The sequence below is a fragment of the Brachybacterium horti genome (genome assembly GCF_054777615.1).
Window position 1 is genome coordinate 19,933 of sequence record NZ_BAAHAM010000002.1, and the last position, 25,334, is coordinate 45,266.

The 25,334-nt window shown below is 69.3% G+C and carries 35 protein-coding genes and 3 tRNA genes; 20 read left to right on the plus strand and 18 right to left on the minus strand.

Annotation, left to right across the window (positions count from 1 at the left end):
* Positions 1-54: 54 nt before the first annotated feature.
* The 9 genes from ACYVAP_RS05255 to ACYVAP_RS05295 all read left to right on the plus strand — a co-directional run bounded on the left by ACYVAP_RS05255 (position 55) and on the right by ACYVAP_RS05295 (position 8,659).
* Positions 55-765: an FHA domain-containing protein gene (locus ACYVAP_RS05255; protein ID WP_259359366.1), complete on the plus strand. Its 711-nt coding sequence runs from the start codon at positions 55-57 to the stop codon at positions 763-765.
* A gap of 77 nt (positions 766-842) precedes the next feature.
* Positions 843-5,309, plus strand: coding sequence for a type VII secretion EssC family protein (locus tag ACYVAP_RS05260; protein WP_498859864.1), 4,467 nt, complete (start codon positions 843-845; stop codon positions 5,307-5,309).
* Between the two features lie 193 nt (positions 5,310-5,502).
* Positions 5,503-5,769, plus strand: a complete 267-nt coding sequence (locus ACYVAP_RS05265; protein ID WP_259359368.1) for a WXG100 family type VII secretion target — start codon at positions 5,503-5,505, stop codon at positions 5,767-5,769.
* 122 nt (positions 5,770-5,891) lie between these two features.
* Positions 5,892-6,374 carry a hypothetical protein gene (locus ACYVAP_RS05270; RefSeq protein WP_264451819.1) on the plus strand — a complete coding sequence of 161 codons (483 nt, stop codon included), beginning with the start codon at positions 5,892-5,894 and terminating at the stop codon, positions 6,372-6,374.
* Between the two features lie 187 nt (positions 6,375-6,561).
* The gene (locus ACYVAP_RS05275) at positions 6,562-6,822 is read left to right on the plus strand and encodes a hypothetical protein (RefSeq protein WP_498859865.1); all 261 of its coding nucleotides are present in this window, start codon (positions 6,562-6,564) and stop codon (positions 6,820-6,822) included.
* A gap of 64 nt (positions 6,823-6,886) precedes the next feature.
* Complete coding sequence (locus ACYVAP_RS05280) at positions 6,887-7,156, plus strand: hypothetical protein (protein WP_137770309.1); 270 nt, start codon at positions 6,887-6,889, stop codon at positions 7,154-7,156.
* Between the two features lie 417 nt (positions 7,157-7,573).
* Positions 7,574-7,834 (plus strand): WXG100 family type VII secretion target, encoded by a 261-nt coding sequence (locus tag ACYVAP_RS05285; protein WP_137770308.1) that lies wholly within the window; start codon positions 7,574-7,576, stop codon positions 7,832-7,834.
* Positions 7,835-7,898: 64 nt separating this feature from the next.
* Complete coding sequence (locus ACYVAP_RS05290) at positions 7,899-8,168, plus strand: hypothetical protein (RefSeq protein WP_137770309.1); 270 nt, start codon at positions 7,899-7,901, stop codon at positions 8,166-8,168.
* 272 nt (positions 8,169-8,440) lie between these two features.
* Complete coding sequence (locus ACYVAP_RS05295; RefSeq protein WP_498859866.1) at positions 8,441-8,659, plus strand: helix-turn-helix transcriptional regulator; 219 nt, start codon at positions 8,441-8,443, stop codon at positions 8,657-8,659.
* A 293-nt stretch (positions 8,660-8,952) separates the two neighbouring features.
* Here the strand turns inward: ACYVAP_RS05295 and ACYVAP_RS05300 are convergent, their stop codons facing one another.
* Positions 8,953-9,186, minus strand: coding sequence for a hypothetical protein (locus tag ACYVAP_RS05300; RefSeq protein ID WP_498859867.1), 234 nt, complete (start codon positions 9,184-9,186; stop codon positions 8,953-8,955).
* Between the two features lie 120 nt (positions 9,187-9,306).
* Positions 9,307-9,579, minus strand: coding sequence for a hypothetical protein (locus ACYVAP_RS05305; protein ID WP_498859868.1), 273 nt, complete (start codon positions 9,577-9,579; stop codon positions 9,307-9,309).
* Positions 9,580-9,694: 115 nt separating this feature from the next.
* On the opposite strand from ACYVAP_RS05305, the gene ACYVAP_RS05310 reads away from it, so the two are divergent.
* Positions 9,695-9,817 carry a hypothetical protein gene (locus tag ACYVAP_RS05310; protein WP_498859869.1) on the plus strand — a complete coding sequence of 41 codons (123 nt, stop codon included), beginning with the start codon at positions 9,695-9,697 and terminating at the stop codon, positions 9,815-9,817.
* A gap of 57 nt (positions 9,818-9,874) precedes the next feature.
* Here the strand turns inward: ACYVAP_RS05310 and ACYVAP_RS05315 are convergent, their stop codons facing one another.
* The 15 genes from ACYVAP_RS05315 to ACYVAP_RS05385 form a co-directional block, all read right to left on the minus strand.
* On the minus strand, positions 9,875-10,375 hold the full coding sequence (locus tag ACYVAP_RS05315) for a phage terminase small subunit (protein ID WP_498859870.1): 501 nt from the start codon (positions 10,373-10,375) through the stop codon (positions 9,875-9,877).
* Between the two features lie 697 nt (positions 10,376-11,072).
* A complete protein-coding gene (locus ACYVAP_RS05320; protein ID WP_498859871.1) occupies positions 11,073-12,047 on the minus strand; it encodes a hypothetical protein in 975 nt (324 codons plus the stop codon).
* Between the two features lie 14 nt (positions 12,048-12,061).
* Positions 12,062-12,259 carry a hypothetical protein gene (locus ACYVAP_RS05325; RefSeq protein WP_498859872.1) on the minus strand — a complete coding sequence of 66 codons (198 nt, stop codon included), beginning with the start codon at positions 12,257-12,259 and terminating at the stop codon, positions 12,062-12,064.
* Positions 12,260-12,261: 2 nt separating this feature from the next.
* A complete protein-coding gene (locus tag ACYVAP_RS05330; protein ID WP_498859873.1) occupies positions 12,262-12,480 on the minus strand; it encodes a hypothetical protein in 219 nt (72 codons plus the stop codon).
* Positions 12,477-12,716, minus strand: a complete 240-nt coding sequence (locus tag ACYVAP_RS05335) for a hypothetical protein (protein ID WP_498859874.1) — start codon at positions 12,714-12,716, stop codon at positions 12,477-12,479. The genes ACYVAP_RS05330 and ACYVAP_RS05335 overlap by 4 nt, the downstream gene beginning before the upstream one ends.
* Positions 12,717-12,867: 151 nt before the next feature.
* The gene (locus tag ACYVAP_RS05340) at positions 12,868-13,029 is read right to left on the minus strand and encodes a hypothetical protein (RefSeq protein WP_498859875.1); all 162 of its coding nucleotides are present in this window, start codon (positions 13,027-13,029) and stop codon (positions 12,868-12,870) included.
* Positions 13,022-13,192: a hypothetical protein gene (locus ACYVAP_RS05345; protein WP_498859876.1), complete on the minus strand. Its 171-nt coding sequence runs from the start codon at positions 13,190-13,192 to the stop codon at positions 13,022-13,024. The genes ACYVAP_RS05340 and ACYVAP_RS05345 overlap by 8 nt, the downstream gene beginning before the upstream one ends.
* Before the next feature lie 308 nt (positions 13,193-13,500).
* Positions 13,501-15,000, minus strand: coding sequence for a DNA primase family protein (locus ACYVAP_RS05350; protein ID WP_498859877.1), 1,500 nt, complete (start codon positions 14,998-15,000; stop codon positions 13,501-13,503).
* Positions 14,997-15,185: a hypothetical protein gene (locus ACYVAP_RS05355; protein ID WP_498859878.1), complete on the minus strand. Its 189-nt coding sequence runs from the start codon at positions 15,183-15,185 to the stop codon at positions 14,997-14,999. The genes ACYVAP_RS05350 and ACYVAP_RS05355 overlap by 4 nt, the downstream gene beginning before the upstream one ends.
* 165 nt (positions 15,186-15,350) lie before the next feature.
* Positions 15,351-16,226, minus strand: a complete 876-nt coding sequence (locus ACYVAP_RS05360; RefSeq protein ID WP_498859879.1) for a hypothetical protein — start codon at positions 16,224-16,226, stop codon at positions 15,351-15,353.
* The gene (locus ACYVAP_RS05365) at positions 16,223-16,456 is read right to left on the minus strand and encodes a hypothetical protein (RefSeq protein ID WP_498859880.1); all 234 of its coding nucleotides are present in this window, start codon (positions 16,454-16,456) and stop codon (positions 16,223-16,225) included. Before ACYVAP_RS05365 ends, ACYVAP_RS05360 begins: the two co-directional genes overlap by 4 nt.
* A complete protein-coding gene (locus ACYVAP_RS05370) occupies positions 16,453-16,896 on the minus strand; it encodes a hypothetical protein (RefSeq protein WP_498859881.1) in 444 nt (147 codons plus the stop codon). Before ACYVAP_RS05370 ends, ACYVAP_RS05365 begins: the two co-directional genes overlap by 4 nt.
* Positions 16,897-16,930: 34 nt before the next feature.
* Complete coding sequence (locus tag ACYVAP_RS05375) at positions 16,931-17,200, minus strand: hypothetical protein (protein ID WP_498859882.1); 270 nt, start codon at positions 17,198-17,200, stop codon at positions 16,931-16,933.
* A 405-nt stretch (positions 17,201-17,605) separates the two neighbouring features.
* Positions 17,606-17,806, minus strand: coding sequence for a helix-turn-helix transcriptional regulator (locus tag ACYVAP_RS05380; protein ID WP_498859883.1), 201 nt, complete (start codon positions 17,804-17,806; stop codon positions 17,606-17,608).
* Between the two features lie 78 nt (positions 17,807-17,884).
* On the minus strand, positions 17,885-18,118 hold the full coding sequence (locus tag ACYVAP_RS05385) for a hypothetical protein (protein WP_498859884.1): 234 nt from the start codon (positions 18,116-18,118) through the stop codon (positions 17,885-17,887).
* Positions 18,119-18,303: 185 nt separating this feature from the next.
* Here ACYVAP_RS05385 and ACYVAP_RS05390 point away from each other — a divergent pair, with 185 nt between their 5' ends.
* Together ACYVAP_RS05390 and ACYVAP_RS05395 are read left to right on the plus strand one after the other, a co-directional pair.
* Positions 18,304-18,852 carry a hypothetical protein gene (locus tag ACYVAP_RS05390; protein WP_498859885.1) on the plus strand — a complete coding sequence of 183 codons (549 nt, stop codon included), beginning with the start codon at positions 18,304-18,306 and terminating at the stop codon, positions 18,850-18,852.
* Positions 18,827-19,963, plus strand: coding sequence for a tyrosine-type recombinase/integrase (locus ACYVAP_RS05395; RefSeq protein WP_498859886.1), 1,137 nt, complete (start codon positions 18,827-18,829; stop codon positions 19,961-19,963). Before ACYVAP_RS05390 ends, ACYVAP_RS05395 begins: the two co-directional genes overlap by 26 nt.
* Here the strand turns inward: ACYVAP_RS05395 and ACYVAP_RS05400 are convergent.
* Complete coding sequence (locus ACYVAP_RS05400; protein ID WP_498859887.1) at positions 19,954-20,442, minus strand: YajQ family nucleotide-binding protein; 489 nt, start codon at positions 20,440-20,442, stop codon at positions 19,954-19,956. The genes ACYVAP_RS05395 and ACYVAP_RS05400 overlap by 10 nt on opposite strands.
* Positions 20,443-20,845: 403 nt before the next feature.
* Here ACYVAP_RS05400 and ACYVAP_RS05405 point away from each other — a divergent pair.
* The 8 genes from ACYVAP_RS05405 (at position 20,846) to glyA (ending at position 25,275) form a co-directional block, all read left to right on the plus strand.
* Positions 20,846-20,927 (plus strand) — tRNA-Tyr (locus ACYVAP_RS05405).
* Between the two features lie 85 nt (positions 20,928-21,012).
* Positions 21,013-21,085, plus strand: a tRNA-Thr gene (locus ACYVAP_RS05410).
* A 53-nt stretch (positions 21,086-21,138) separates the two neighbouring features.
* A tRNA-Met gene (locus tag ACYVAP_RS05415) sits at positions 21,139-21,212 on the plus strand.
* Positions 21,213-21,309: 97 nt separating this feature from the next.
* A complete protein-coding gene (gene rpmG / locus ACYVAP_RS05420; RefSeq protein WP_017823818.1) occupies positions 21,310-21,480 on the plus strand; it encodes a 50S ribosomal protein L33 in 171 nt (56 codons plus the stop codon).
* 206 nt (positions 21,481-21,686) lie between these two features.
* Entirely contained in the window at positions 21,687-22,136 is a 450-nt protein-coding gene (locus tag ACYVAP_RS05425; protein ID WP_137770311.1) for a MaoC family dehydratase, read from the plus strand.
* Between the two features lie 136 nt (positions 22,137-22,272).
* A complete protein-coding gene (locus ACYVAP_RS05430; protein WP_137770312.1) occupies positions 22,273-22,710 on the plus strand; it encodes a MaoC/PaaZ C-terminal domain-containing protein in 438 nt (145 codons plus the stop codon).
* Positions 22,707-23,834 (plus strand): UDP-N-acetylmuramate dehydrogenase, encoded by a 1,128-nt coding sequence (locus ACYVAP_RS05435; protein ID WP_137770313.1) that lies wholly within the window; start codon positions 22,707-22,709, stop codon positions 23,832-23,834. The genes ACYVAP_RS05430 and ACYVAP_RS05435 overlap by 4 nt, the downstream gene beginning before the upstream one ends.
* Positions 23,835-24,003: 169 nt before the next feature.
* Positions 24,004-25,275, plus strand: a complete 1,272-nt coding sequence (gene glyA, locus ACYVAP_RS05440) for a serine hydroxymethyltransferase (protein WP_137770314.1) — start codon at positions 24,004-24,006, stop codon at positions 25,273-25,275.
* Positions 25,276-25,334: the final 59 nt, after the last annotated feature.

A 25,334-nucleotide genomic window follows, 5' to 3' on the forward strand; every position in this document is an offset into this window, starting at 1 on the left:
GATGGCCGACGACAGCAGCCCCCGACGGGGGCACGAGCACGAGGAGGGACGCCGATGACGTCCTCGATCTCCGTGGAGTTCTGCGGCGAATGGTTCACGGTCGCCGACGGCGAGGAGCTGACGATCGGCCGCGACGCGGATCTCAGCGTCGACGACGACAACCCCTTCCTGCACCGGCGCTTCCTGTCGATCGTGCAGGTGGACACGCTGTGGTGGCTCGTCAACATCGGCTCACGGCTCTCCGCCACGATCACCGACCCCGGCGGCGCGATGCAGGCCTGGCTCGCCCCGGGCGCCCGCATCCCGCTCGTCTTCGACGAGACCAAGGTCGTGTTCACCGCGGGACCGACCACCTACGACCTCTCCATCCACACCGAGTCGCCGTCCTTCGAGCGGATCGCCGGCCCGGACGACCCGGTGGGGGAGACGACGGTGGGCGCCGTGCAGCTCACCGCGAGCCAGAAGCTGCTCATCCTCGCGCTGTCCGAGCAGATGCTCGCCCGTGAGGGCAGCGGCATGAGCACCGTGCCGACCTCCGCTCAGGCCGCGGAGCGGCTGGGATGGCAGCTCACCAAGTTCAACCGCAAGCTCGACAACGTGTGCGACAAGCTCGACCGGATGGGCGTGCGCGGTCTGCGCGGCGGCCCCGGGAAGCTCGCGAGCAACCGTCGGGCCCGTCTCGTCGAGCACGCGGTCATGTCGCGGCTCGTGACCGCGGAGGACCTGCCGCTGCTCGACCAGGCCCAGCAGCCCGACGAGGACTGATCGACCGGGCGGCCGGCACCGCCGGACGCCGACGACGGCGGGGATGAGCCCGCCCCAGGGGGAGGACCCGCACCACCATGCGCATCAAGCTGACGCTGCGCCGTCCCGAGGACCGGCTCACCGACCTCGAGGTCACCGCCGACGCGACCGCCTCGGTCGCCGACGTGGCCAACGCCCTGTACCTCGCCGACCCCCTTCGCGACGAGGTCGAGCCGCCCGACGGCCTGACCCTCCAGGTCCAGGACCCGGGCGCGGGCCCCGGGGCGAGCGGCGTGCGCTCCCTGGACCGCGGCGCGGACCTCATCCAGGCGGGCCTGCGCTCCGGGAGCGTCGTCTCCATCGCCCGCTCCTCGGAGGACTTCGAGACCCGGGCGGAGTCACGCGGCGCGGCCGTCGCCCTGCTGCGGGTCCTCTCCGGGCCGGAGGCGGGCCGCGAGTTCCCGCTGCCCAGCGGCTCGAGCGTCGTGGGACGCGAGGGCGACCTCGACATCCGCATCGCCGATCCGATGCTCTCCAAGCGGCACGCGCGGATCAACGTCTCGGACACCGTCGAGGTCGTCGACCTGCACTCCTCCAACGGTGTGGTGATCGGCGGCGAGCAGGTCCAGCGCGCCGTCATAGGCCCCGCGGACACCGTCCTCATCGGCGGGACGACCTTCTCCGTGATCACCCTGCACCGACTGGGCGGCGCCGCCCCGAGCAGCCCGGTCGTCGAGTTCAACCGCTCCCCGCGGGTGGTGCCGCGCTTCCCCTACCGGCCGCTCAAGGCGCCCACCCCGCCCAAGGAGCCCGCCCCGCAGTACTTCCCGATCTTCATGATGTTCGCGCCCGTGCTCATGGGCGCCTTCATGTTATCCCTGACCCGCAGCCTCTTCTCGCTCATGTTCGTGGTGATGATGCCGCTCATGGCCACCGCGGGCTACCTCAACCGCAAGTGGCAGCAGAAGAAGCAGCTCGAGCGGCAGATCGAGAACTTCGAGGAGGGGCTCGCCTCGCTCAAGCGCCGCGTCACCGCCGCCCAGGACCTCGAGCGGGCGGTGCGTCTGGTGGAGACCCCCTCCGCCGCGGACACCGTCGACGCCGCGTTCCGCCTGGGCCGCCTGCTGTGGACGCACCGCACCGAGCACAACGCCTTCGGCACGGTGCGCCTGGGCCTCGGGGTCGCCGAGTCGCGCGTGGGCATCGAGATGCCGGGGGAGAACGACGCGATCCCGAAGTACTACGACATGCTCGACGACATGCACGAGAAGTACCGCCTGATCGCAGGCGTGCCGATCGTCGCAGACCTCCGCTCCGCCGGCAGCATCGGCGTCGCGGGCGGCGGGCAGGAGGCGGACGGCGTGGCCCGCGGGCTCGTCACCCAGCTGTTCGCCCTGCACTCGCCGGCGGATCTCGCGATCGCCGCGATCACCTCGCGCACCAGCCGCGACCGGTGGCAGTGGCTGAAGTGGCTCCCGCACACCTCGAGCCCCCACTCCCCGCTGCCCGGCGACCACCTCGCCGACAGCCCCGGCCGCGGCACCGCCCTGCTCTCCCGTATCGAGGAGCTCATCGAGCAGCGGGGCCAGGGCGCCCCGGCCCAGCTGCGCACCCCGCTCACGCCGGACGTGACGAAGGAGCCGCCGATCCCGCCGGAGCCGGTCGCCCCGCTGCTGCTCGTGGTCATCGAGGACGACGCGCCCGTCGACCGCGCCCGGCTCGTGCGCCTCGCGGAGAAGGGGCCCGACGTCGGCGTGCACGTGCTGTGGTCCGCCGCGAACGTCGCCGCGCTGCCCGCGGCGTGCCGCACCTATGTCTCGGTCGACGAGGCCGTGGAGGGCGCGAGCGCGGGCCACGTGCGGCTCGGGGAGCGGTACTACCCCGTGACCGTCGAGACCGTCGCCGTCGACGTCGCCGCCGGGGTGGCCCGCCACCTCTCGCCCGTGGTCGACGCGGGCGTGCCGGTGGACGACGACTCCGACCTCCCGCGCGCGATCTCCTATCTCAAGCTCGGTGGCATGGCGCTCGCGGAGGACCCGGGTCACATCATCGAGCGGTGGAAGGAGAACAACTCCCTCACCCCGCGGGACGGCTCCGAGCCGGTGCGACGCAAGCACGACGCGAACCTGCGCGGGCTGATCGGCCACAACGGCCAGGACGCCTTCCACCTGGACCTGCGCACCAACGGCCCGCACGCCCTCGTGGGCGGCACCACCGGCGCCGGCAAGTCCGAGTTCCTGCAGGCGTGGGTGATGGGCATGGCCACCGCCCACAGCCCGGACCGCGTGACCTTCCTGTTCGTGGACTACAAGGGCGGAGCGGCCTTCGCGGACTGCATCACGCTGCCCCATGCGGTGGGCCTGGTCACCGATCTCTCCCCGCACCTCGTGCGGCGCGCGCTCACCTCGCTGCGGGCCGAGCTGCACCATCGCGAGCACCTGCTGAACCGCAAGAAGGCGAAGGACCTCGTCTCGCTCGAGCGCACCGGCGACCCCGAGACCCCGCCGAGCCTCATCATCATCGTCGACGAGTTCGCGGCGCTGGCCAAGGAGATCCCCGAGTTCGTGGACGGCGTGGTCGACGTCGCCGCGCGCGGCCGCTCCCTGGGGCTCCACCTGATCCTCGCCACCCAGCGGCCGGCCGGTGTCATCAAGGACAACCTGCGCGCGAACACGAACCTCCGCATCGCCCTGCGCATGGCCGACGAGGCGGATTCCCAGGACATCCTGGGTGACAAGATGGCCGCCCACTTCGATCCGGGGATCCCGGGCCGCGCCGCCGCGAAGACCGGTCCGGGTCGCATCGCGACCTTCCAGACCGGCTACGCCGGCGGCTGGACGACGGAGGAGCCCGAGCGGGCCCGGATCGACATCGTCGAGCGGGACTTCGGCACGGGGGAGGCCTGGGACATCCCTGCCCCGCCGGTGAAGGAGGTCAAGGACCCCGGCCCCAACGACGTCAGCCGCATGGTGCACACGATCATCGGCGCCGCGGAGCAGGCCGGCGTGCCGGCCCCGCGCAAGCCGTGGCTCTCCGAGCTCGCGGACGCCTACGACCTCTCCCGCCTGCCCACCCGGCGCAGCGACGAGGAGCTGCTGCTGGGCGTCATGGACGTCCCGGAGCAGCAGGCCCAGCCCACGATCTCCTACTTCCCCGACCGTGACGGCAACATGGCCATCTACGGCACGGGCGGCTCCGGCAAGTCCACGACCCTGCGCACCCTCGCGATCTCCGCCGCCTCGACGGTGCGCGGCGGTCCTGTGCACGTGTACGGCCTGGACTTCGGCGCCTCGGGCCTGTCGATGCTCGAGGAGCTCCCGCACGTGGGCTCGATCGTCCCCGGGGACGACGAGGAGCGGGTCATCCGCCTGCTGCGCACCCTGCGCGGCCTCGTCGACGAGCGCGCCCGCGATTTCGCGCGCTTCCGCGCCGGCTCGATCTCCGAGTACCGCGCACTCGCCGGGAAGCCGGAGGAGCCGCGCATCCTGCTGCTCGTGGACGGCATGGCCGCGTTCCGCGAGGCCTACGACTACTCGAACCTCACCAAATGGTTCACGACCTTCGTGCAGATCGCGACCGACGGGCGCCAGGTGGGGGTGCACGTGATCGTCACCGGCGACCGCCCCAACGCGATCCCCACCTCGCTGGGCTCCTCGATCCAGCGCCGCCTCATCCACCGCATGACCGGGGTGGACGACTACGCGGGCTTCGGGGAGCCAAAGGACGTGCTCGACGGCTCCTCGCCCCCCGGCCGCGCGATCCTCGAGGGCCACGAGGTGCAGGTCGCCGTCCACGGCGGCGACGCGAACGTCGCGATCCAGTCCCGCGAGGTCACGAAGCTCGCGCGGGCCATGCGCCGGGCCGGTGTGCCGGAGGCCCCCGCCGTGGAGCGCCTGCCGGAGCGGGTCGAGCTGTCCTCGCTGCGGCCGGTCGTCGGCGGTCGCCCCGTGCTGGGCGTGGGCGACGAGACCCTCGCCGAGGTCACCTTCGAGCCGCGCGGCGCGTTCATGGTCACGGGGCCGATGGGCTCGGGTCGCACCACCGCGATGCTCACGATCGCCACCGGCCTCAAGGCGCTCGAGCAGCCGATGCGGCTCGTGCGCTTCTCCGCACGACGGACCCCGCTCACGGGGCTCGACGTCTGGGACGTGGAGGCCTCGGACCCGGAGACGGTCAAGGAGCTCGCCGCCCAGCTGCGCGGCACTGTGGAGTCCGGGACCGTGGGGGAGGGGCGTCTGGCCCTCTTCATCGACGGCGTCACCGACTTCACCGGGACGGGCGTCGAGAACGACCTCGACAAGCTGATCCGCGCCTCCACCCGCGAGGGCCAGTTCGTGGTGGGCGAGAACGAGTCCGCCTCGTGGTCGCAGGCCTACGTGCTCGCCCAGCCCTTCAAGTCCGGTCGCCGCGGCCTGCTGCTGCAGCCGGGGGAGATGGAGGGCGACTCGCTGCTGGGGACGAGCCTGGGCAGGATCCGGCGCGCGGACTTCCCGACGGGCCGAGGGTTCCTCGTCGCCGGCGGCCGCGCGACCAAGCTGCAGGTCGCCCAGCGCACGATCGACTGATCCGGTCCCACGTCGGCGCTCCCGCCGCGCTGGGGAGGACCGGTCGTCCACATGGGGACTCCTCCCCATCGTCGGATCCGGGAGGTCGACCTACAGTGAGGACGTCGACCAGGACGCAGGTGCCGGAGCCCCGGGCAGGGGAGCAGGCGCCGGTCCGATCAGCAGAGCACACCGAGCGAGGGGAGAGGGTCCCGTGAACGCCACGCAGGGCATGAACGTCGAGGAGGTCCGCCGGATGGCGAACCAGCTGCGCGATGCGGCGGAGGAGATCACCCGCATCGAGCAGGAGCTGACCTCCGGGCTGGAGGAGGTCGACTGGACGGGTCCGGATGCGGACCGCTTCCGCGGCGAATGGTCCGGGGAGATGGTCCCCGCGCTGCAGCAGGTCATGAAGGCCGTCGAGGAGCTGGGGCAGACGGCCGACTCCAACGCCGCGGAGCAGGAGGCCACCTCCTCCTGATCGGAGGGACGCGGTGACCCCTGGAGACGGGGGACAGGAGGCCCGGACGGAACACCCGTCCGGGCCTCCGGCGCGCTGGTATCTTGGGCGCCGTCACGGGTGGGACGAACGGAGCGGACAGCATGGTCAAGAGCATCTCGTACCCGAGCGCCGACTTCCCCGGGCCGCCGCGGATCAGCGCCGGCGTGCCCGAGGACTGGGAGGCGCTCACGGTCGCCGGTGTCCAGCTCGCTGTCGCCCAGCCGCGCATCGAGGGGCGCTTCCGCGCCAACGTGGTGGTCACCGTGCAGCGCTTCGGGCCCGGGTTCACGCTCGACCAGGCCGGTGAGTCGCTCACGCGCCGCAAGGCCGCCCTCCCCGAGCTCGAGGAGCTCGGCACGGGCCGGATCGAGGTGGGCGAGCGCGAGTGGATCGCGAGCGAGTACGGCTACACCCAGCCCGGCCGGCCCACCGTGGTGCAGGCCGCCCGGTACACGGTGGTCCCGCGCGGGGAGAGCGCGACGGATGTCGTGGAGATCGTCGGCAGCTGCGGGGCGGACGGCGCCGACGACGAGATCGAGATCGTGCGCGGCATCCAGGACTCGCTGCGCATCGACACCGACTGACCCATTCCCCGCCCGCCGGGGCGTCCCCGAGCGGGGAGTGCTCCACGGGGAGTTCTCCCCATCGACCCGCCGCCGGTCCCCGACATAGCGTGGAGCCATCAGCCCGGGAGATCGAGGAGGCGGCCACGGAGGCCGCGGAGGTCACCCGGGGAGAGTCCAGGGAACACCGGATGAGGGGATGGGGACCATGAAGAAGGGGATGAACCCGGAGGCTGTCGATCAGATGGCCACGCAGATCACCGATGCGGCTGATCAGGCGAACGAGGTGTACCAGCGGGTGCTGGCGCGTGTGCAGGAGTTCGACTGGACCGGTGAGGATCGTGACCGGTACGTGTCGGAGTTCGAGTCGACGGTGGGTCAGGCGGTGCAGCAGCTGGTGCAGCAGGCGCAGGATCTGTCGGAGCGGGCGTCGAAGAATGCTTCCGAGCAGCGGGATGCGTCCGCCTGATCGGCGGGTGCGTCAGCTTCTCATGGTCGTCGAGATCAGTTTTTTCTAGAGCGAGGGGATTGTCATGGCTTTCAAGGGAATGAACCCGGAGGAGGGTCGCGAGGTCGCGACCGCGATCAATGAGGCGGGCAGCCAGATCCTGGATGCGATCGATGCGGTGACCGGTGTGGTCAACGGTGTGGAGTGGGTCGGTCCGGATTACGACACGTATGTGGATGACTGGAACGGTTTTGTCTCGGGTCCGGTGAACAGCGTGGTCGAGGCGTGCAAGGCGAAGTCGGATGAGCTGAACCAGCATGCCGAGGAGCAGGACACGACCTCGAACAGCAACTGAGTCCGTCCGGTCGCGTAGTCGTCCGCGCCGCCGCAGGACCCCGTCCCGTCCCCCGCAGGGGAGCGGTGCGGGGTCCTTCGCCGTCCGCCGCCGGGACCGGCGCCGACCCCGGCGGGGAGCTGGGCGAGCGGGGGTGCGGGCCGACGGGGAGCTGGGCGGCCGGGGCGAGCGGCCCGAGCCGGCCGTCATCCACAACGGCTCCGTGCGGGCCGAGAGCGCGATCCCGCCTCTGACCTGTGGTGATGTTCAGCAGGCGGTATGGGGAGGGGGATGGGGAGTTGTCCCCATCGCCAGGTCGTGCAGGGCCGCCTAGTGTGGAGTCATCACCTGGAGGTCAGGGATCGAGGAGGCGGCCACGGCGGCCGCGGAGATCCGGGCCATGGGTGGACCAGGGAAGACACGACGAGGAGGAACGCCATGAAGAAGGGTATGAACCCGGAGGCTGTCGATCAGATGGCCACGCAGATCACCGATGCGGCTGATCAGGCGAATGAGGCGTACCAGCGGGTGCTGGCGCGTGTGCAGGAGTTCGACTGGACCGGTGAGGATCGTGACCGGTACGTGTCGGAGTTCGAGTCGACGGTGGGTCAGGCGGTGCAGCAGCTGGTGCAGCAGGCGCAGGATCTGTCGGAGCGGGCGTCGAAGAATGCTTCCGAGCAGCGGGATGCGTCCGCCTGATCGGCGGGTGCGTCAGCTTCTCGTAGTCGTCGAGATCAGTTTTTTCTAGAGCGAGGGGATTGTCATGGCTTTCAAGGGAATGAACCCGGAGGAGGGTCGCGAGGTCGCGACCGCGATCAATGAGGCGGGCAGCCAGATCCTGGATGCGATCGATGCGGTGACCGGTGTGGTCAACGGTGTGGAGTGGGTCGGTCCGGATTACGACACGTATGTGGATGACTGGAACGGTTTTGTCTCGGGTCCGGTGAACAGCGTGGTCGAGGCGTGCAAGGCGAAGTCGGATGAGCTGAACCAGCATGCCGAGGAGCAGGACACGACCTCGAACAGCAACTGAGGTCCCTCCCGGCCCCGCCGGGAGAGCGCAGGAGCCCCGATCCCACCCCGTGCAGGGGAGGGGATCGGGGCTCCTCGACGTGCTGAGGGGTCGCGGGCGATCAGCGGTAGTTGATGAACCGTCCGGGACGTCCTGTCGACCCCTGCGGATACCTGTAGCCACCTGTTGACCTGCTAGTTTGACACTGGAGGCAACTGGTGCTAACGATCTCTGACGGGGGTTCTTGCGGACTGGCTGCGGACTCACAGACCGCCCTCGAGTAGTCTCGCGTCATGCCAGACCTGCCGAAGTTCGTGCCCCTCGACCACGTCATGCACGAGCTCAGCATCAGCCGATCCCAGGCATACGCGCTCGTCCGTAGCGGCGCTCTCCGAGCGATCCAGGTAGGCGGGCGAGGACAGTGGAGAGTCAGCCTTGACGAGCTCGAGGCGTACATTCAACGCGCCTACGCCGAGACCGAGCAGGCGACGCCTCGGGGGCGTGGCGTCTAGCAGCCGTAGTCGTCCATTACGGGGACTAGGCCGGCGCAGCCGAGGACTGTCACTTCATCGCAGCCCCTGCAGCGCCACGACGGGTGCCCACCACCAGACGCCGTAACGCACCGGCAAAATTCCCACCCGGCGAGGACGCCCGTCGCGCCACACGGACACGGGTCGCGCGGCGGGTACACCCAGCCATGCGCAGTGCGGATCAGATCAGGCATGAAAGCATGATCACGGCTACCCCAGACATGCGAAATGCGCCCCCGCCCGGACCGATGGAGGCCAGACAGGGGCGCATTTGTTCAGCGAATGACGGATGTGCGTCGAGCAGGCGTTCGGCCCGATGACTCGCCTTCATTCTTCTCTGTGGGCGTTTTGGCCCCCAGGACGATGGCGAACGCTTCGGAGAGTGCCCTCAGTCCGTCCGGCCCCGGCCGACTCTCGGCCGTTTCCCTGATCGCCTCAAGTAGGGCACCCGCCGTGTCGCGCTTCAGCTCGTCCCGGAGCTCACCGGGCGTCTTTTCCTGCTCGGCCATGTGGCCACCTCCTCATCGTTGAGGACGACGATCGTCCTAGCCTGGACGGTAGCGCGAGGCTGAGACATCTGGAGCCGGATCTACGTCCTGGGTGTTCCTGGCGTCGGCACGGTGGCGGGACTACTTGCCGAACTTGCCGGTAGTCCGTTTCCGCTCCCACCGGACGAGCTGGTGCGTCGTCCGCCTGTCGTAGCCGATGGACTCCATCTTCTCCCTGATCGCTTCGACCGTCAGCCCCGCATCCGCAGCCTCTTGGAGCAACGCCGGCATCAGCGCCTCGGTCTGGCCGTTCCGATCCCACCCGTTGTTCCCGTAGAAGTCGAACTCGTCAAGGATCTTCCCTTGCTCCGGCGTCACTTCGAGCCACGACGCGTTCTCCGGCTTCCTCGCCATGTCTTTCCCTTGTCTTCGTAGATGTTGCTGTCAGTGTCGCAGTGGATCGCGTGAAGCCTGCCCGCGCTCCGCGGCCTCGGCGTACCTTCCTCTCAATCGACGAGAGGAGGTGAAGATGGCGAGAGGTCGTTCGGCAGGACGCAGCGGAGGCAAGTACCGCAGCGCGATCACGGGCAAGTACGTCAGTGCCCAGTACGGGAAGTCTCATCCCAAGACGACAGTCAAGGAGTCCAAGTGACGCCCTGACCGTCAGGCCGGGCGGGAGGTCACATCTCCCGTCCGGCCGCTCCTGCTCTCAGTCCTCCGGCTGCCCCGCCTTCGCCTTCGCCCGCTTGGCGATCTCGTCCGCATCGAGCGCCCGCAGGCCCCTGTAGCGGTCCCGGGACGACGAACGCGCCTCATCTCGGCGCTCCTCCGCACCATCCGCGGACGCGTACTGAATCCGCAGCCTCGCCCTGTCCTCCGGCGTGACCCCCAGCTTGGCCGTCCTCAGACGAAGCTCAGCAGCCCACCGCATCTCCCCCTTCCCCCACACCGCAGCATGTAGCAGAGCCGTGTCCATCAGGAACGCCCAATCCGAGCCTGTGAACTCCCGCGCGATCGGCTCATCAGCCCACGACTCCCACCACGCCCGCGTCCGCGCAGGCCACGCGTCACCCAGCGGCATCGTCTCCGGCAACTCCGGCTGCGGCACCGGCTCCACCTTGATCACCTTCATCTGGGCCGCACGAGCCTTCGCTCTACCGTGCCCGCCCAGCTTGCTCGGGTCCTTCGGAATAGGTCCGCGTCCTGGCATTACATACTCCAATCGATTGTTCAGATAGTGTTCAGAAAGCTTGCAGAGGCCGTACAGTCCGAGATCTGTAACCCGGGCACTTACCGGCCCGCTGGCGAGACCGTGGCGCCGCGGGAAGGTGGCCCCCGGGGTAAACCGCCCCCCACCTGCGGGTTTGCTCTCGGGGGCGGGGTGACGCCTGTTCTGTGCCTGGCGCTTCCGTGTCGCTTCGTCGGTCGAGGTTCAGGACTCGTCGGCGCTTTCCCTGAACCTGGACCGCCGCCATCTGAACCGTGAGCAGAAGCGGGCACTCGTCGCAGAGTCCGTCAAGGCGGACCCTGGGCTGACTGCCAGAGAGCACGCGAGCCGACAGTGCGACGCCCCCTCGCAGGTGCGTCATTTGACGCACCTGCCGTACAGCAGGGGGCGGACGGGAAGACCTACGCAGTTCCGGCCCGCCCCGCCGCCCCCGCGAACGTCAACAAGGACACCGGCGAGATTGAACCGGAGCGGTTCGCCGTTTTGCTGCATGAGCCGTGTTGTCGATCCGTGCTCTGTGCTCGTCGATGTGTTCGCCGTGATCGAGGTGCTCGATGTATTCGTGCTGTGTTGCTCGTTGCGCCAGCGGATCCGTTGGACTGCTGAGGTAGCGACGGTGCTGGTGTTGCGATGGGAGCGCGAGCAACGTGACGGGTTGCTCGCGCTTCCGCTGGTGGGGTCAGGCGTTGGCGGGCTCGCGGTTCTTCACGGATGCGAGGGCCTGGTCGATGTCGGCCTGGTTGATGTTGCGGCGGTCCTCGGGGTAGAGCCATGCGCGGATGCCGACCAGCTCGGTGTTCTTCGCGTGTTGCTGTTCGAGGTCGGCGAGCGACGGGACCCACAGCTCGGTGTTCCGTGCGGCCCAGAGGATGAACCGTGCGTAGTCCTCGTTGTTCGACGCGTTCATGGGGTAGTGGCCCTTGCCGATGGGGTGCCACGGGGTGGTGGGGGTGCCCTGGAAGTAGGCGCGTGCCTGCTCGACGCCGGGGGCGTCCCCTCGCTCCAGCCCGTACCCGTGCTGCTCGGCGGTGGCCTTGCGGGATCGGAGCCAGTAGGCGTCCACGTTGACGGCGTTCTTGAAGTGCCCGGTGGCGTCGAGGGCTTCGTGGCCGTTGCCGTAGGCCTTCTTCTGTGCGCGGCGGACCTCGCCGTAGGACCCGACGAGGACACGGATGGTGTTCAGCAGATCGACCCCGCCGTCTCCGTAGGCGATGGCGTCCTCGGCGTTCAGGGGCGTGTCGGCGGGGAGGGCGCGTGCAGCGTCAGCGATCTGGTCCATGACCCCGGCGAGGTAGTCGAGGGTCTCCTCGTTCTGCTCCCCGGTGGGGTAGTTCGTGCGGGAGTCACGAATGTTCTGGCGCGTGGTGTCGAGGTTCTGCATCACGCGCTGAAGCTCGTAGTGGCGCATGCTGTCCTGCGCCGCGTCGGCGAGCTGCTCGGGCGTCGGGGTTGCGCCGTTCTCGATCATCTCGGTCACGAGACCGGCGAGCGGGTTGCCGGTGTCCCTCTGGGCGAGTGTGTCGATGGCGCGGTTGGCGAGGTCCATCGCGTCCTTGATCCGCTGCGGCTGGGGGCAGATGTTGGTGTCGATGTGCTCGCGGATGTCGGCGGCGGTGGGGAAGGCCGGGGTCTTGGTCTTGGTCTTGGTGCTCATGGTTGGTGTTCTCCTCAGTAGTTGCTGGTGTTGGGGGTGTAGTTGTGGCCGGCGAGTCGTCCGCGTTCGATGGCGTCGGCTGCGGATTCCGTGTCGTCCGGGTCGTCAGAGTTGATGGCGGACGGCGGTGTCTGCTCGGTGCTGGTCCAGTTCTTTCCGGCCTGGTAGCCGTCGTTGAACGTCGCGCCCGGCTCGTCGTCGTGGCTGTTCATGGTCAGTTCTCCTCCTGGTCGTGATCGCTGCTCGTCGTGTAGGCGATCTGGTTGTTGCTCTGGTCGAGGTAGTCGGCGAGCTGGGTTGCGACGGTGAGGACGTCTTCGTCGGGGAACCACGTGTAGGAGCGGCCCCGTCCGATGCGGACTCCTCGGCGTCGCGGCTGTCCGATTTCGTCGGCCCAGTAGGAACCGGTTCTCACGCTCGTGTGGAAGGTCATGCGTTGTTCTCCTGCTGTTGGGGTTTGAGCTGGTCGATGGTGATTGCGCCGTTGTCGTAGGCGTCGGCTGTGTCGTGGAGTTGGTCGGCGAGGATGCGGAGGTTCGGGGCGGAGATGAACAGTCCGCCGCCGTGTGCGGGGATCGTGATCACCACGCCGGGGATCGCTTCACCTCGGGCGCCCCAGAGCTTCGGGTTGACGGTGGGGATGTAGGCGGTGACGTCTCGCCCGCTCACCCGGCTGCGTCCTTCCGGGGAGGGTCATCGGGCACGCCCTTGTCATGGAGGCGGGCGCGGAGATCCTTGTTATCCGCTTCGGCGCGTCGCGCCCTAGCGAGGACGCGCCGATATGCGGTGATCGGGTCACCGGCCGGGACGGGGCGGCGGGTCACTCGTGGGCCGCGATCTCGTCGAGCTCGCCGAGGATCGCGTCGAGGTGCTGGGTCGGGATGAAGATGCCTCGGCCGGCGTGGCCGGGGAGGTCGAGGAGAGCCCCGGGCTGCCCGTTGAAGTCGGTCTCGGTGACGCGGGGCTTGATCAGTTCAGGCATGGTTGGTGTTCTCCTGCTGTGATGCGGTTCGGCGGGCGGTGAGTGCTTCGAGTTCGTCGCGGATGATGCGTTCGATGACGGGCTCGTGGGTGGCGTCGTAGGCGTTGGCGGAGTCGCGTAGGTGTCGGGCGAGGGCTGCTGCCTCGTGTCGGGAGATGGGCATGGGGGTCCTTTCTCGGCCCGTGGTGGGCGTGTTGTTGTCGGGCTGCAGTCGCCCGTGTTGGTCGAGGACGAAGGTCTCGCCTCGATAGTTCGTGTGCCAGGGCATCGGTCTCCTGGGGATGCAGGGGAGCCCCGTGCCGGTAGTGGCGACGGGGCTCGAGGGGCGTGGTGGCGGCGCTGGTGGAGGGGCCTGCGCCGCCGTGTCAAAAGTGCAACTTCTTCCCAGTGATCCCCTACAACCTCTTCCCACGGGAATCTCTGGGAACTTTTTACAAAGTTGCATCAGTGCAGGTCAGGGAGATTTGGCCCTCAAGCGGCCTGCTCGGCGAGACGGAGCCCGACGAAGGTTCCGCCGTTCGAGCGGGTCCTCGTGATCCCGCCGTACGTCTCCGGCCGATCCTCGATGAGGGACTTCATCCGCCGACTCAGCATGTTCGGCGTCAGGGAGTCCTTCTTGTTCGCCAGCTGCCAGCGCAGGTACGCGGCGTCGAAGTCCTCCTTCGTTACCGCACCCGAGCCGATCACGCACTCCTCGGTGAGGAACTGCGTGAGCGCGTCGTTCTGGTCTCGGTACTGGTCCGTGGTCGCGAGGACCTTCGTCGGTGCCGTGAGCCGTCCCTGCTGCTGATACTTCGCGAGCCCTTCGACGGCCCAGCAGAGGATCGCCTCGAGCTGTGTCTCGAGATCCGCGGTCAGCGTCGTGTCCTCCCTGCCCTCGAACGACACCTCGAAGGGGACGACGCGGAGGCGAGCCCACACGGCCTGCGCGCGGGGATCGACCTCGGGCAGGTCGTTCGTCAGCATGAAGAAGGAGTGCGAGGGCGTGAAGGTGATGGGGTTCTGGCCCATGTGCTTCGCGTTGATCGTGTCGCCGCCCGTGAGCGCCTTCATGGTGGACTCGGCGAGCTTCGAGCCCCGCTCGATCTCGGACATGACGGCCCAGCGTGCCCCGCGGAGCTGCATCATCTGCGCCAGCTCCCCTGCGGACTTCCCTCCGTGACGGGAGGCGATGAGGAGATCGTTCGCGGCGTGCACGGCGTAGTCACCGAACGTGTTCGCGAGCGCCTCGGCGAGGACCGACTTCCCGTTTCGGCCCGTGCCGGTCGCGACGACGAGGACGTGCTCGAGGACCCTCCCGATGAGGGACATGCCGGCGTAGCGCTGCAAGAAGTCCCGGACCGCAACGTCGGGCAGGGACGACTCGAGGAAGTCGTTCCACCTGCTCGACTGTGCACCTGGCTCGTATGCGGCCCTGGTCTGCTTCGTGATGAGGTCCCGCGGGTCCGCGTCGCGCAGCTCGAGGGTCCGCAGGTCCAGGGTGCCGTTCGCGCAGTTGAGCAGCCATGGGTCCGTGTCGGTTTCGATCGCGAACAGCTGCCGGGAGGCGAGCTCGAGGACGCCTCGGGAACCGGTCGCGGTCATCGCGGACCGCACATCTCCTGCAAGTGCTTTGTCGGTGATCGCCTCGGTCCACGAGATGTTCAGGAGTCGGGAGAGCAGCTTGTGTGCCTGCGCGGAGTGGTGGTCGGGAGCCCAGCGGGACCCGTCCCAGTAGTGCCAGCCGGTGCCGTCGACGTAGAGCGCGCGCCCTTCCGCGTACGTTGCGAACCGTCGGGCGATCCGCTGGTGCGAGGTGAGGCCGCCGTCATCCCAGCGCTGGGGAGTCGGCGGGTAGGCGTAGGCGGGGCCCGCGTCGCCGACTGCTGCGTGCTCGCGGTCGAACTGTGCGGCGACCTCGGCCTCCCAGTCAGCCTGTTCGGCGTCGAGCGCCTCGGTGTACTCGGCGATGCTCATCGGCTGTGCGCTCAAGCTCGCACCTCCTGGGCCTCGAGGACGGTCACGAGGGCACGCGCGATCGCGTTGAGGTCCTCGGGGGCGATAAAGATTCGGGAGCGTCCGTTAGTGATCGCGAGGACGGTCATGGAGTCGCCGTCGGGGAGTCGCCAGCGTGCAGTACTTGCGACGACGGTCAGCGGCCTGGTAGTCTCATTCATGAGTTGATTCCTTCTGCCCCGTGGGGCCGTGGGCTCGAGGCGGCAACCTCGAGGCTCGATAACTTCATGCGATGAGGACCGGTGCGGCGATTGTTCAGCCACACCGGCCCTCATCATGTATTCCGCATGGAATCGGTGCTTCGTGCAATACTTTTGTGGCGAAACTTAGTGGATATTCTTGAGGTGCTGCTCGATGCGCCGATCCACGTACGGCTGTAGCTGCTCCTCGAGGTCCGCGAGGATCGCCTGGAACGAATCGCCGTTGCGGAACACGCCGCCCCAGCAGTCGCCGCCGCGGTCCTGGACCATCGTCCCGTCGGGGAGCTGCCCGGTCTCGAACAGGTCCCGTCCAACGCTCGAGAGGGTCCCCGCGACAGCATCGCCGGTCGGGTCCTTGTGCCAGCGGTCCACGTAGTCCTCGAGCGCTGCTCGAGCCTGCCGGATGATCCCGCGGGGGACACGGCGCATAGCGGCGGCTCCGAGGTTCCGGATGATCACCCGCTCCTCGTCCATCGGCTCGAGGGGGCGGGCACCCCGCCGCTCGACGACCTCCCCGCCGTCGTAGCCCTCGACGAGCTCATCGAAGACGAGGAACGGCACCTCGACGATCACGCGGCCCCGGACCTTCCTCGGTTCCGCAGCACGGGCGATCCGCTGGAACACGCGCTTCTTCGCCTTCACGTGCAGCGCCCCGGCCCCTCCGAGCCTCCACGCGGAGCGCGCCTCCCAGTGCCGCCGGTTCATCTCCTCGACAGCCTCGACGGCGGCGAGCCGGTACCCGCCCGTCGAGTCCTGCCAGTGGAGGGGAAGATCAGCACCCCACGTTCGGGCGGCTTCACGGCCACCGGACGCCGCGGCCCGCCGCTGCGCCGGACTCAGGTGCATGTACCGGGGCCGCCACGTGATCCGCTTGCCCGTGGCAGGGTCGCGCCGAGCTTTGCGGAGCCGGTCGACCTTGAGGGCGAGGACGGACGGGAGGTACTGCGCGTCGAGCTGCCGCTGGTAGGTCGAGCGGACGTCGATGCTGTCGGGGTGGGTCACTGGTCCTCCTCAGGGGCGGGGAGCTCGTAGGTGGCGATCCATGAGCGGAGTCGTGCGAGCTCGCCCGCGTAGTCGGGGTCGTGGGCGATCTGAAAGCGGGTCGTCTCCTCGGAGCGGTCCTGTCGGGCTTGCACCGCGGGGTTGCTGGGCGTCGAGTTCCACAGCGCCGGGAGCCGGTCGAGCAGGTTGCTCGGAGGCCGCTGTGGCCTCGAGATCGGGATGACCTTCACGCGGCGTCCCGCCTCATGGCGAGCAGGTCGGACGCCTCGACGCCGAGGTGGTCCGCGACGCGGAACAGGTCAGCGACGGTCGCTTCGCCGTCGCAGCCGCGGGGCTGTGCGAGCACGTTCCCCAGGTCGAACGCCTCGACGGGGGAGAGCACGAAGCCGAGGACCGTCCGCCCGTCGAGACGGATCGTGACCTCGGTCCGGTCCGCGTAGTGCTCGACGTGCGCGGTGCCGCCGTCGAGGGGGACCGTCCGCTCGATCGTGTCGAGGTCCGAGGCCGCGAAGGGCAACTCGTCGGCGGGGGTGGTGTGGTGCTCGGACTGCCACTGCTGCACCTCCTCCTCGGTGCGCGTGTACTCGTAGGCGAGCGGGTCGAAATCGTCGGCGGTGGCGGTGCGGAGGGATGCGGCGTACTTCGCCGGCGTGACGGACGTGTGAGGCATGGCGGGCTCCTTGTGGGTGGGTTGTGGTGAGAGTTCAGGCAGTGGGGCGGTTGCCGCGGAGGTAGGCGTAGTACACGTCCTGCGGTTCCTCGGACTCCCAGTGGTCGGCGTTCCAGACCGGGGCGTGCCCGGCCAGATAGATCAGCGCCTCGTAGTGCTCGGCATCGCTGATCGGGGTGCCGTCGTCGTGAAGAACCAATCGGAGGGCATAAGCGGCTCCATCGCGAACTTCCTGCTCGGGATGGTTGTCGCGCGCCCACACCAGGTGCTCCCGGTTCTCGCGGATCTTGTCGACGGATTCCATGAGGGGGCCGAAGGCGCGTCGAAGGCTGTCCTTGATTGCCTCGGCCCATTCGTCGCGGGTCTGCTGGCGTCCCTTGGCGGGCTGTGCAGGGGGGTCGATTTGACCCCCCCTCGTCGGCGGGGCGCAGGTCGGCTCGGACGGTGTTCCGGGCCAATCCCGTCGCGGCGGCAATCGCCTTGATCGGCATCCCGTGGGCAGCGAGCCCCTGGACGACTCCTCCCCGCTCGCCCTTCCCGAGACGAGGAATCTGTCCCCGGAACTCGGTAGTGCAGTACGCCTCCCAGGACGGGTATCCCAGCGTCTTCCAGTCCTCCGCGTCGTACGCGGCCGTGAGGAGGTCCCAGACAGCGGTGAGCCCTTCACGGATGAGACGGGCGCGGTCGCGGGCGGTCGTGGCGACGGCGCTCACGCGGACTTCTCGAACTGCTCGTTGATCCAGGCGTCGACCTCGGAGCGGCGGAACATGAGGCGCCCTCCGAGCTTCGCGGCGCGGGGGGCGGCGCCCGTGTAGCGGAGCCAGCGGAGGGACTTCTCCGACATGTGGAGGTAGGTCGCGGTCTCGGGGAGGGTGAGCAGATCGGCGGTCGGGGCGGTGGTGGTGCTCATGGCGGGAACCTTTCGGGGCATAGAGAAGCCCCGGTGCCGGGACTGGCATCGGGGCGGTGGTGCTGCGGGTCGTGCGGGTCAGGCGTCGACCGTGGTTTCGCGGTCGACGTAGTTGTTGAGGAGGTTTCCCCAGGCGGTGTTCGCGGTGGGATCTGACTTGCTGGTCCCCGCGTAGCCTCGGCTCATGGCCGACTGGCGGGTCATGTGCTTCTCGGCCTTGGCGATGATCTTCATAGCCTTCATCGGGCCGACGCCGTATCGGGCCATGACCTGATCGACGAGCGTGCGGGATGCGATGTTCTGGGAGTCCATCTGGTGCTCCTTGCTTCGGGGCCCCCGGTCTCTCCGGGGGACTTCGTTTCGAGTGGAACGACCACTGCGATACGTAGTTAACCACGGGAGCTAGTCAGTGAGCAACAGTAAACGCACGTTACTCGGGAGTAGTATTCTCAAAACCTAGTCGCACGTCCACTACCTGCGGTGATACCCTGAATGTCGTGAGCGACACGGACGCACAGATCGGGAAGCGACTCCAAGAGCTGCGGGGCGACATGTCCCAGGCGGCACTGGCTGCGGCTATGGCAGAGCGCGGGCACAAGTGGTCCCAGGCGACGGTATGGTCAGTCGAGCAGGGCAGGCGGCCCATGCGTCTCACGGAAGCGGGCGACGTTGCCGACATCCTTGAAGTACGTGTCGCGGACCTCCTCAAGCAGGACGATTACGACCGCCTCTGGGGCGGCTACCTCAACCACTCCCGGCAGTGGGCTGAACAACTTCGAGCTCTCCATGAGGCGGCGGTGGACCTCGAAACCCTCGGCCAGATCACCCGCTCGTACCGGCACCGGCTCCGACAGTTCGACCGGTCAAAACTCTCAGCCGGTCAGATCGCGGACCTTGACCTGCTAGTCGGGCCAGAGGACGAGGACATCGAGGTCCCTGCCTGGAAGTCGCTGAGGGAGGTCATGGAGGAGCACCGCGAAGACGTGATCGCCGTGGCACGCGAGGAGCTGGAGCAGAGCCGTGGCGTCGATCCAGAAGCGTCCTGACGGGCGCTGGCGAGCCCGCTACCGCGACGCGCAGAAGAAGGAGCACGCCCGCCACTTCACCCGGAAGATCGACGCGCAGAGGTGGCTAGACGAGGTAACCACCGCGGTAATCTCCGGGCAGTACGTCGACCCCAACGCCGGGAAGATCACCGCGCGGCAGTGGTACGGGCAGTGGGCCGACCGGCAAGTGTGGGCAGAGGGGACTCGAGTCGCCGCCGCCCAGGCGATCGGCGGCGCAACCTTCGCGGACCTCGAGCTGCGGTCCGTCGCGCGATCCCACGTCGAGCAGTGGGTGAAGACGATGACCGAGAACGGACTCGCCCCCTCTACGATCCGCACCCGCTTCAACTACGTGTCGATGGGGCTACGCGGCGCCGTCCGGGATCGCGTGATCCCCGTCGACCCGTCAGCCGGAGTCCGCCTACCCCGGCGCCGGCGCGCAGACGTAGCGATGAGCATCCCCACCGTGGAACAGGTAGGCGCCGCACTCGACGCGGCGCCGAACGAGTACAGGGCCGCGATCGCCGTCTGCGCCTTCGCAGGACTGCGACTCGGAGAGATGGCCGGACTACGGGCGGAGGATCTCAATCTCGAGCGGGGACGGCTTCACGTCCAACGGCAGGTGCAGGGGAACAACGTCGCGACGGCGACAGTCGTCCCACCGAAGGCCGGTTCGGAGCGGGAGATCGGCATTCCCGACGACCTGTCCGCCATGCTGCGGACGCACCTCGAGCACGTCGGCACGATCCGCGACGAGGCATACCTGTTCGGGCGGGGGAGTGACCTGCTGAACCGGAGCAGTGCCGGCCACATCTGGCGACAGATCCGAACCTCGATCAAGCTGCCCGCCGAGTACACGCTCCACACGCTCCGTCACTTCTACGCCTCCGCGTTGATCTCCGCGGGATGTGACGTGGTGACCGTTCAGCGGGCGCTAGGACATTCCCAGCCGTCGATCACGCTCAACACTTACTCGCACCTGTGGCCGTCCGCAGAGGACCGCACGAGAGCTGCCGCCGCGGACCTCATGGCGACAGTAGAAAAGTCTCGTGCGGACTCCTCGCGGACTATAGGTCCAAAACTGCCTGCTGAACAGGCCTCTCAGCGGTAGTTGATGAACTGCAGCGCGACCTCGAGGTCCTTGCCCTTGAGCAGGGCGATGATGGACTGGAGGTCGTCGCGGCTCTTGGAGGAGACCCGCAGCTCGTCGCCCTGGATCTGGGCCTTCACGCCCTTGGGGCCCTCGTCGCGGATGATCTTGGAGATCTTCTTGGCGTCCTCGGTGCTGATGCCCTCCTTGAGGGCGGCCGCGAGGCGCACCTCCTTGCCGGACTGCTTGGGCTCGCCCACCTCGATGGCCTTGAGGGAGATGCCGCGGCGCAGGAGCTTGGTCTGCAGGACGTCGAGGACGGCCAGCACGCGCTCCTCGGCGTTCGCGGTCATGACGATCTCGTCCCCGCTGAGGGTGAGCGAGGCGCCGGTGCCGCGGAAGTCGTAGCGCTGGCCCACTTCCTTCACCGCCTGGTTCACGGCGTTGTCGACCTCCTGGCGGTCGAGCTGGCTGACGATGTCGAACGATGAATCGGCCATGGGGTGCCTTCCTTCCTCGGGGGTTCCCTGCCCCTGCATGATGCACGATCCCCCGATGATGCCCGATCCGGGCGCTGCGCCGGGACGTGGCCCTGTGTGCCGAGGGAGAGGCGATCCGCGGGCCGTGCCGGATCGGAGCGGGACGCGTCGGCCGGGCCGCCGGCGGCGGGCCGACGATCCCCGTGACCCGGTGCTGACTCGGCGCTGCCCCGGTGCCGAGCGGGCACCGAATCCGCCGGAGGCATCGAAACTGCAGGTCAGAAGCCCTGTGACCATGGTCATGCGGCGGAGAGGCCTCCCGGGTTCGCGCACCGTCGCCCACCCCGCTATGCTTTCCGAGTCCGCTTCCGGCGGCCCTCGCACCTGGTTCCCAGGGGTGGAGGACGACGGGGGAGGCCAACCCGGCAGGTTACCCGAGTGGCCAAAGGGGGCTGACTGTAAATCAGCTGGCATTGCCTACGGGGGTTCGAATCCCTCACCTGCCACCGCGGAGGGTCCTTGTGATCCGAAGCACCGGGAACACCGCGAGAATTGCTCTCCGAGCAGGGATTGTGTAGTGTTCACCGGGTTGCCCTGATAGCTCAGTCGGCAGAGCATCTCCATGGTAAGGAGAAGGTCAAGGGTTCGATTCCCTTTCAGGGCTCTGATGGATGCCGGCCCGGTCTCGTCTCGAGATCGGGCCGTCGCATCGATCACGCCGGGGTAGCTCAGACGGTTAGAGCGCACGACTCATAATCGTGAGGTCGCGGGTTCGATCCCCGCCCTCGGTACCGCACCGGTCCTACCGGCGATAAGATTCATCTCCCCGCGAGGGGACCCAGCCAGGCGCGCGGGCGAGCGCGCTTCTCGGAACGAAAGAGGCGAGTCGTGGCGAGCAAGAGCTCTGACGTGCGTCCCAAGATCACCATGGCCTGCACCGAGTGCAAGGCCCGCAACTACATCACCAAGAAGAACCGTCGCAACACCCCGGATCGGCTGGAGCTCTCGAAGTTCTGCCCGACCTGCGGCAAGCAGACGGCGCACCGCGAGACCCGCTGACCGGGTCTCCCCAGCGCGACACGACAGGCCACTCGGGGCGACCCGGGTGGCCTTCGTGCATCCTGGGGGGAGGTGCGCCACGGGCGCGCCGTCCTCACGGCCCGCAGGCCACCACGCCCGCGGGCCCGCCGTCGGACCTGCGGCTCCGCAGTGCCACCGCCTTCGATCGCCCGGGGGATCACCCGCCCGGGCACCCTGGGAGAGACATGACCACCACCCCGGATCCGTCCTTCGCCGGTCGCACCTACCCCGCAGGGGCCGTGCACGAGGTCTCGAGCGCGAAGATCGCCGAGTTCGCGCGCGCCACCGGCGCCACCTCCCCGCTGCACCTCGATCCCGAGGCGGCGCGCGCGGCCGGCCACGCGGGCGTCGTCGCACCGCCCACCTTCCTGGTCTCCCTCGCCCAGGCCACCGAGGCGCAGTACATCGAGGACCCGGCCTCGGGGATCGACTTCACGCGCGTGGTCCACGGCGAGGAGGGGTTCACCCTCGAGCGCCCCGTCGTCGCGGGGGATCGGCTCGTCCCGACGCTCACCGTCGAGTCCGTGCGCGCCGCCGGCGGCCACGCCATGGTCACCACCCGGGTGGACATGACCGACGAGGCCGGCGCGCCGGTCGCGAGCGTGCGCAGCATGCTCGTCGTCCGCGGCGACTGACCCGCCGCAGCGACGGCGGCTCCTCGCGGCGACCTGCCGCACAGGGCCCGCCCGCCCCCTCCCCGCAGCGCCCCGGCACCGACGCCGGATCCCCGACCTCCCGCGGCCCCGGCCGCCCCACGCCCCTGGAGATGCGATGAACGACCTCGACCTCAGCACCCTCGAGAAGGGCCAGGTCCTCGCCCGGCGCGAGCACCGGCTCAGCCGCGACACCCTGGTCCGCTACGCGGGCGCCTCCGGCGACTTCAACCCGATCCACTACAACGACACGGTCGCCGAGGCCGCCGGCCTGCCCGGCGTCATCGCCCACGGCATGCTGACCATGGGCACCGCGATCACCGGCCTGCTCGAGGAGCTCGGCGACCCCTCGCTGCTGCGCGAGTACTCCACCCGCTTCACCAAGCCCGTGCCCGTCCCCGCCACCGGCGAGGCCGTGCTCGAGGTGACCGCGACCGTCGGCGCCGTCGACCCCGAGGCCGGCACCGTCCGGATCGACCTCACCGCCGTCACCGCGGAGGGCACCTCGGTGCTGGGCCGCGCCCGCGCCGTCATCGCGCTGCCGGTGCAGGCATGAGGCTCGCCGACCTCACGACCCTGCGGATCGGCGGGGAGATCCGGACCCTCGTCGAGGCGACGACCGAGCAGCAGGTCATCGACGCCGTCTCCGCGGCGGACGCCGCAGGGGAGCCGATGCTCGTGCTCGGCGGCGGCTCCAACCTCATCGCCTCCGACGCCCCCTTCGAGGGCACCGTCGTCCTGCTGAAGGACCCCGGGACCCCGCCCGGCCTCGACGCGACCTGCGAGATCCCGACCTCGGGTGAGCCCGACGGCAGCCCCGCGGATCCCGCCGCCCTCACGCCGCTGGACCCCACCTGCGGCGGCGCGATCGTCGAGCACTTCGCCGGGGTCAGCTGGGACCGCGCCGTGCAGTACGCCGTGGCGCGGGAGCTCGTGGGCATCGAGGCGCTCTCCGGCATCCCCGGGACCGTGGGCGCGACCCCGATCCAGAACGTCGGCGCCTACGGCCAGGAGGTCGCCTCGACGATCACCCGGGTGCGCACCTGGGACCGCGAGCGCGGGGCCGTGCGCACCTTCTACGCGGGCGACTGCGACTTCGCCTACCGCGACAGCATCTTCAAGCGCACGCCCTTCACGGGCGGTGCGCCGTCGGCCACCGGCCGCTACGTGGTGCTCTCCGTGAGCTTCCAGCACACCCTCGGCTCGCTCTCCGCCCCGGTGCGCTACGCCCAGCTCGCCGCGGCGCTCGGCATCGAGGTGGGCCAGCGGGCGCCGATGGCGGAGGTGCGGGGGACCGTGCTGCGGATCCGCGGGGAGAAGGGCATGGTCCTGGATCCCGCGGACCGCGACACGTGGAGCGCCGGCAGCTTCTTCACCAACCCGATCCTCCCGGCGGCGGAGGCCGAGCGGTTGCCCGAGGACGCCCCCCGCTTCCCCGCGGGCGACGGCCTCGTGAAGACGAGCGCCGCCTGGCTCATCAGCCATGCCGGCTTCGACCGCGGCTTCGCGGTGGGGGAGCGGGCGAGCCTGTCCACCAAGCACTCCCTCGCACTGACCAACCGCGGCGGCGCCTCGAGCGAGGATCTCGTGGCCCTCGCCCGCGCTGTGCAGGCCGGGGTCGCCGAGCGCTTCGGCGTCGCGCTGCACCCGGAGCCGGTGCGGCTCGGCGTCGACCTCTGATCCGGGGACGGCTGACCCGGGGCGGCTGATCCGAGGCGGCTGGCCGGGGACGCCGCGCAGGGCCGCGACGCTGCGGGACGGCGTGGACGATCCTGCCCGGGGCGGCGCGGCGATCTAGGATGGAGGGACGGCCCATGCCCGCCGATCCACCCTTGCCGCAGGAGGCCCTGTGAACGACGTCCTCTCCCAGTCCATCGCCGATCTCGACCCGGACATCGCCCAGGTCCTGGATCGGGAGCTCGCCCGCCAGCAGCGCACGCTGGAGATGATCGCCAGCGAGAACTTCGTGCCGCGCGCCGTGCTCCAGGCGCAGGGCTCGGTGCTGACGAACAAGTACGCGGAGGGCTACCCCGGTCGCCGCTACTACGGCGGCTGCGAGGAGGTCGACGTCGCCGAGGAGATCGCGATCCAGCGCGCGAAGGACCTCTTCGGCGCCGAGCACGCGAACGTCCAGCCGCACTCGGGCGCCACCGCGAACGCCGCGGTCATGCACGCCCTCGCCCGCCCCGGCGACACCCTCATGGGCCTCTCGCTCGCGCACGGCGGCCACCTCACCCACGGCATGAAGATCAACTTCTCCGGCCGCCTCTACGACATCGTGGCCTACGAGACCGAGCCCGGCACCGGCCTGATCGACATGGACAAGGTCCACGCCCTCGCCGTCGAGTCGCAGCCCAAGGTCATCGTCGCCGGCTGGTCCGCGTACACCCGCCAGCTCGACTTCGCGCGCTTCCGCGAGATCGCCGACGAGGTCGGCGCCGCGCTCTGGGTCGACATGGCGCACTTCGCGGGCCTCGTCGCCGCGGGTCTGCACCCGAGCCCCGTCCCCTACGCGGACGTCGTCTCCACCACCATCCACAAAACCATCGGCGGCCCCCGCTCCGGCATGATCCTGTGCAAGGAGAAGTGGGCGAAGAAGATCGACTCCGCCGTCTTCCCCGGCCAGCAGGGCGGGCCCCTCATGCACGTCATCGCCGCGAAGGCCGTCGCGCTCAAGGTCGCCGCCTCCGAGGACTTCAAGGATCGCCAGGCCCGCACCCTCGAGGGCGCGAAGATCCTCGCCGAGCGCCTCCAGCAGGAGGACGCCGCCGCCCAGGGCGTGAAGGTCATCTCCGGCGGGACCGACGTGCACCTCGTGCTCGTGGACCTCGTGGACAGCGAGCTCGACGGTCAGCAGGCCGAGGACCGCCTCCACGAGGTGGGCATCACCGTGAACCGCAACGCGGTCCCCAACGATCCGCGTCCCCCGCGCGTCACCTCGGGCCTGCGCATCGGCACCCCGGCCCTCGCGACCCGCGGCTTCGGCGCCGAGGAGTTCACCGAGGTCGCCGACGTCATCGCCCTCGCCCTCACGGGCGGCGCGGACCTCGAGTCCCTGCGGGCCCGCACCGCGGCCCTCGCCGAGAAGAAGCCGCTCTACGCAGAGCTCCAGCAGTACTGATCGACGTTCGCGGGGCCCGGCCGATGCCGGGCCCCGCGCTCGTCCCCGACCGTTCCCAG